We start from the raw sequence: 4,951 nt of genomic DNA, 5'->3' as shown, positions 1-4,951 counted from the left end.
GCCATGCATCAGGCCAAGCGCTTCGGCGGCGACAGAATCGAGCCGTTCCGTCCGGCTTTCCGCACTGTCGGCACCGACAGGCTGCAGTTCGAATCCGACCTGCGCCGCGCCATCGAGCGGCGCGAATTCACCCTTGCCTACCAGCCGATCGTCCGGCTCGAGGACGGCAGCGTCGCCGGCTTCGAGGCGCTGCTGCGCTGGGACCACCCGCGCCGCGGCATGATCCCGCCGGCGGATTTCATCCCGGTCGCCGAAAGCTGCGGCCTGATCGTGCAGCTCGGCCTGTTTGCCATGCAGCAGGCGGCGGAAGACCTCGCCAGCTGGCAAAAGCAGATCGGCGACGCGCCGCTGTCGGTCTCGGTGAATTTGTCCAGCCGCCAGTTGATCCGCCGCGACCTGGTCAGCGACGTCCGCTCGGTCATCGCTCGGGCCAACCTGAAGCCGCGCTGCTTCCGGCTCGAACTCACCGAATCGCTTGTCATGGACAATCCCGAGCAGACCGCCCATGTGCTGACCAAGCTGAAGCAGCTCGGCATCGGCCTGTCGCTGGACGATTTCGGCACCGGCTATTCGTCATTGGCCTATCTGACGCGTTTCCCCTTCGACACCATCAAGATCGACAAGAGCTTCGTCGACGACAACACGCCCAAGCGCGCGGTGCTGCTGAAATCGATGGTCAACATGGCGCATGAACTCGGCCTGTCCGTCGTCGCCGAGGGCATTTCGGACGAGAGCGACGCGCTGGAACTGCGCCAGATGGGCTGCGAATATGTCCAGAGCTTCATGTTCGGCGCGCCGATGCCGGGCGACCAGGTGCTGAAGACGCTGAAAGAGCAGTATCCGCTGACGCAAGCGTAAACGGATCAGGCGTGTCCGGCAGCGAGGCTGAGATGCGCAAGGTCGATACCGATCGAGGCGAGGATCCGGTCGTATTTGCGCTCGATATCGGTGTCGAACAGAAGCTCGGCACTGGCCGGACAGGTCAGCCAGCCATTTTCTGCGATCTCGGTCTCCAATTGGCCCGCGCCCCAGCCGGAATAGCCGAGCGCCATCAGCGCATGACGAGGCCCGCGGCCGGACGATATGGCGCGCAATATGTCGACGGTCGCCGTCAGGCAGATGTCGTCGGAAACGGTCAGCGATGATTCCACCCGATAGTCGCCCGAATGCAGGACGAAGCCCCGGCTGCGATCCACGGGGCCGCCATTGCGCACGACGAAATCGCGGGCCTGAGCCGGCAAGCGGATTGCCTCCTGCTCGTTCATGATGCCCAGTTGCACGAGCAAGTCCGGAAACAGCATCTGCTGCGTCTGGTTGATGATCAGGCCCATGGCGCCTTCATCGGAATGGGCGCAGACATAGATGACCGAGCGCGTGAAACGGTCGTCCTTCATGCCGGGCATGGCAATCAGGAACTGATCGTCGAGAAAGCCGCGACTGGCGACCGTCTTCTTGTGGCGCAACAAGTCCATGAAGGGAGCGTAACGCGTTTCCAAAGCGCCGAAAAGATGCGCCGTGCTGGATTCGACCAAAGCCTGTGGCGGCGGCTCGAACATTCTTCTCCCTCGAAGTCACGCAAATATGATACCGGCAAGGCCATGAAATCATTGCGCGGCCACGAACGGACGATCAAATCACCGCCATGCGAAGCTTGAAAATCCTGCTGCTCGGCGCCGGCATCGGATCGGCCACCGCTCTTCCCGCCGCCGCCTCTTCGTCGGCGTGGTACAACAGCGAAGGCGGCAAGGTCCGGCTGGTTACATCAGGCAAAGCCGACGATGCCGGCCGCATACAGGGCGTTCTCGACATAGCGCTCAAGCCCGGCTGGAAGACATATTGGCGCGATCCGGGAGACGCGGGCGTGCCGCCGCAACTCGACATTTCGGCCAGCACCAACGTCGCCGACGCCGCTCTGTCGTTTCCGGCGCCGCAGCGCCATGACGACGGCTATGGCAAATGGGCGGGCTACAACTATCCGGTCTCTCTGCCGGTGACATTCACGCTGGCGACGCCGAACCAGCCGGCGGTGATCGATGCCGACATCTTTCTCGGCATCTGCGAAACGATCTGCATTCCGGTGCAGACGCGGCTGACCGTCGACCCCGCCTCCGATCCGGACAATGCCGAGGACGCGGCGCTGGTGAAGGCGAGTTTTACGGCACTGCCTGCGCCCGCGAGGTCCGATTTCGGCATCAATGTGCTGCCGGGCGACCATGAGACGCTGATTGTCGAGGCGAGCTTTCCCGGCGATCCGGCGGCGGCGGATTTCTTCGTTGCCGGCGAGCAGGACTACATGTTCGGCACCCCGGCCCGCAGCGAAAAGGACGGCAAGCTGATTTTCACCGTGCCGATCCTCGACCGCCCCTCGACGACGCCGACTGATGGCGGGCTTCACTATACGCTGACGAGTGCGGCGGGCGCTGTCGAAGGGGTTCTGCCTTTCCCTTGATCCAGCCCATCGCAACGGTTGCAGGAAGCCGTTGGGTTCGCTACGCAAAGACACGTCCTTCCCCATTTCCCAAGCGAGGAATCCATGACCATTTCCGTTGGCGACAAGCTGCCTGACGTGACCTTCAAGACGATGACCGACGACGGCGCCAAGCCGATCACCGGGGCCGAGATATTCCCGGGCAAAAAGGTCGTTCTGTTTGGAGTTCCCGGCGCCTTCACGCCGACCTGCAGCAACAACCACTTGCCCGGCTATCTCGAGAACCATGACGCCATCCTGGCGCGCGGCGTCGACACCATCGCCGTCGTCTCGGTCAATGACGTCCATGTCATGGGCGCCTGGGCGCGCTTCACCGGCGGCGAGGGCAAGATCCTGTTCCTGGCCGACGGCAGTGGCGATTTCGCCAAGGCAGTGGGCCTCGACAATGACCTTTCCGCCAGCGGCATGGGGCTGCGTTCGAAACGATTTTCGATGATCGTCGACGACGGCAAGGTCACCGCGCTCAATGTCGAGACCAAGCCCGGTGTCGACGAGTCCGGCGCGGCCCATATTCTGGGACAGCTCTGAACTTCAGTGCGCCTTCGGCCGCAACGGCGATGGCGCTTGTGGTTCATGGCTTGCTTTGGGGGGATCCTAGCGATGTTTGACATCTTCTGGCGCGCTATCGCGATCGGCGTCGGCGCCACCGTGCTGATGGATCTCTGGGCCATCTTCCTGCACAAGGCGTTCGGCCAGCCACGGCCGAACTGGGGGCCGGTCGGCCGCTGGGTCTGGCATCTCCGTGACAAGGTCTTTCACGACGATATCGGCGATACAGCACCATACGCGCATGAAAAGGCGCTGGGTTGGGCCTTTCACTATTTTGTCGGCATCATCTACGGCATCATCCTGGTGGTGCTGGCCGGAGCGGGCTGGCTTGCCGCGCCGACATTTCTGCCGGCCTTCATCCTCGGCATTGTCACCGTCGGCGCCGGCTGGTTCCTGCTGGCACCCGGCATGGGCGCCGGCTGGGCCGCCTCGAAGCGGCCCAACCCGATGCGGATCCGGGCGCTGAACCTGGTGTCGCATACGGTGTTCGCACTTGGGCTTTGGGGCACGGCGCTGCTGATACGATAAGCGCTTACGGCTGTGTCGGCCTGTCGATCGGCTGCCAGCCGTAGACAACGGAATGCGCGCCGATATCGTAGTAGTTGCCGCCGCCCGCTGGCTGATCTGCTTCTTCGTACCCGAGCCGCGCCGCTCCTGAAATTCAATAGCTCTGGGTCGAGCGCCGCACCTTCGCGATTGCCGGCGCAGCAGGCTTTGGCGCTGCTGCAGGCTTGAACGGGCCTTTCTTGAACGGCGCCATGCCTTCGCGCGCGAGTTCGTCGGCGCGCTCGTTCTCGACATGGCCGTCATGGCCCTTGACCCAGTTCCAGGTGACCTTGTGGCGCTTGTTGGCCTCGTCGAGCGCCTGCCAGAGTTCACCGTTCTTGACAGGCTTCTTGTCGGCGGTCTTCCAGCCGTTCTTCTTCCAGCCGTGGATCCACTTGGAAATGCCGTCCATGACGTATTTGCTGTCGGTGTGAAGCTCGACCGTGCACGGTTCCTTCAGCGCGTTCAGCGCCGAGATAGCGGCCAACAGTTCCATCCGGTTGTTGGTCGTCTCGGCCTCACCGCCGGAAAGCTCCTTGGTGGTGCCGTTGAAGCGCAGGATCGCGCCCCAGCCGCCAGGGCCGGGATTGCCCGAACAAGCGCCGTCGGTGAAGATCTCAACCTGTTTGCTCATGATATCAGGCCAATCCATATTCCGAAGGAGATTTGATCGCCCGGTGGAACCGCATCCTTCTGATGTATTCGGTCGGATCGCGTTTCATCACCAGCCCGCCATCGGGGACGGTCAGCCAGTCGTATAGCCGGGTCAGCATGAAGCGCAACGCCGAACCGCGCGCCAGCATCGGCAGCGCAGCCTTTTCCTGGTCGCTCAGGGGCCGGACGCTCTTGTAGCCGGCGAGCAGCGCCTTGCCCTTGGTCAGGTTGAAGGAAAAATCCTTCTCGAAGCACCAGGCGTTGAGGCAGGTGGCGACATCGTAGGCATAGAGGTCGTCGCAGGCGAAATAGAAGTCGATCAGGCCGGAGAGCTTTTCGCCGAGGAAGAAAACGTTGTCCGGGAAAAGATCGGCATGAATGATGCCTTGCGGCAGGTCTTTGGGCCAGTTGCGCTCAAAATCGGCAAAGTCGGCATCAACCTCGGCCGCCAGGCCCGGCTCGACCTCGTCGGCCCGGTCGCGCGCTGCGTCCCAGAGCTTGCGCCAGCCGTCGATGGCCAGGGCATTCGGACGTGTCATCGAAAAATCGGCGCCGGCCAGATGCAATTGCGCCAACGCCTTGCCGACCTCGGCACAATGCGTGGCTGTGGGCCGCCGCAACGAAAGCCCTTCCAGGAAGGTGATGATGACCGCAGGCCGGCCGGCGAGCGTGCCGATGACGCTGCCGTCATGGGCGGTCACCGGCAGCGGGCAG

General features: G+C 63.0%; 7 protein-coding genes. 4 read left to right on the top strand and 3 right to left on the bottom strand.

Annotation, left to right across the window (positions count from 1 at the left end; all coding sequences use genetic code 11):
• The coding region (locus tag EN879_RS24190) for an EAL domain-containing protein (RefSeq protein ID WP_164774549.1) at positions 1-858 on the top strand (858 nt) is incomplete at its 5' end.
• A 5-nt stretch (positions 859-863) separates the two neighbouring features.
• Here the strand turns inward: EN879_RS24190 and EN879_RS24185 are convergent.
• A complete protein-coding gene (locus EN879_RS24185; RefSeq protein ID WP_013532765.1) occupies positions 864-1,472 on the bottom strand; it encodes a YqgE/AlgH family protein in 609 nt (202 codons plus the stop codon).
• 170 nt (positions 1,473-1,642) lie between these two features.
• Here EN879_RS24185 and EN879_RS24180 point away from each other — a divergent pair, with 170 nt between their 5' ends.
• The 3 genes from EN879_RS24180 to EN879_RS24170 all read left to right on the top strand — a co-directional run bounded on the left by EN879_RS24180 (position 1,643) and on the right by EN879_RS24170 (position 3,565).
• Positions 1,643-2,449: a protein-disulfide reductase DsbD domain-containing protein gene (locus tag EN879_RS24180; protein ID WP_063167685.1), complete on the top strand. Its 807-nt coding sequence runs from the start codon at positions 1,643-1,645 to the stop codon at positions 2,447-2,449.
• 84 nt (positions 2,450-2,533) lie between these two features.
• Positions 2,534-3,016, top strand: a complete 483-nt coding sequence (locus EN879_RS24175) for a peroxiredoxin (protein WP_027164142.1) — start codon at positions 2,534-2,536, stop codon at positions 3,014-3,016.
• A 72-nt stretch (positions 3,017-3,088) separates the two neighbouring features.
• Entirely contained in the window at positions 3,089-3,565 is a 477-nt protein-coding gene (locus tag EN879_RS24170; RefSeq protein ID WP_013532768.1) for a DUF2938 domain-containing protein, read from the top strand.
• 133 nt (positions 3,566-3,698) lie between these two features.
• On the opposite strand, the gene rnhA is transcribed toward EN879_RS24170, so the two are convergent.
• Positions 3,699-4,217 (bottom strand): ribonuclease HI, encoded by a 519-nt coding sequence (rnhA, locus tag EN879_RS24160; RefSeq protein ID WP_027164143.1) that lies wholly within the window; start codon positions 4,215-4,217, stop codon positions 3,699-3,701.
• 4 nt (positions 4,218-4,221) lie between these two features.
• Positions 4,222-4,951 (bottom strand): homoserine kinase (locus tag EN879_RS24155; protein WP_127274290.1); only part of this gene is annotated, 730 nt, incomplete at its 5' end.

This window comes from Mesorhizobium sp. M7A.F.Ca.AU.002.02.1.1 (assembly GCF_003998535.1).
Lineage (GTDB): Bacteria > Pseudomonadota > Alphaproteobacteria > Rhizobiales > Rhizobiaceae > Mesorhizobium > Mesorhizobium ciceri.
The sequence above is the reverse complement of the archived record's forward strand: the minus strand, read 5'-3'. Positions and strand labels throughout refer to the sequence as shown.

Bases quoted from the DNA above. Each gene is read 5' to 3' on its own strand.
- EN879_RS24185 (WP_013532765.1), bottom strand. From the start codon at position 1,472: ATGGACTTGTTGCGCCACAAGAAGACGGTCGCCAGTCGCGGCTTTCTC.
- EN879_RS24180 (WP_063167685.1), top strand. From the start codon at position 1,643: ATGCGAAGCTTGAAAATCCTGCTGCTCGGCGCCGGCATCGGATCGGCC.
- EN879_RS24175 (WP_027164142.1), top strand. From the start codon at position 2,534: ATGACCATTTCCGTTGGCGACAAGCTGCCTGACGTGACCTTCAAGACG.
- EN879_RS24170 (WP_013532768.1), top strand. From the start codon at position 3,089: ATGTTTGACATCTTCTGGCGCGCTATCGCGATCGGCGTCGGCGCCACC.
- rnhA (WP_027164143.1), bottom strand. From the start codon at position 4,217: ATGAGCAAACAGGTTGAGATCTTCACCGACGGCGCTTGTTCGGGCAAT.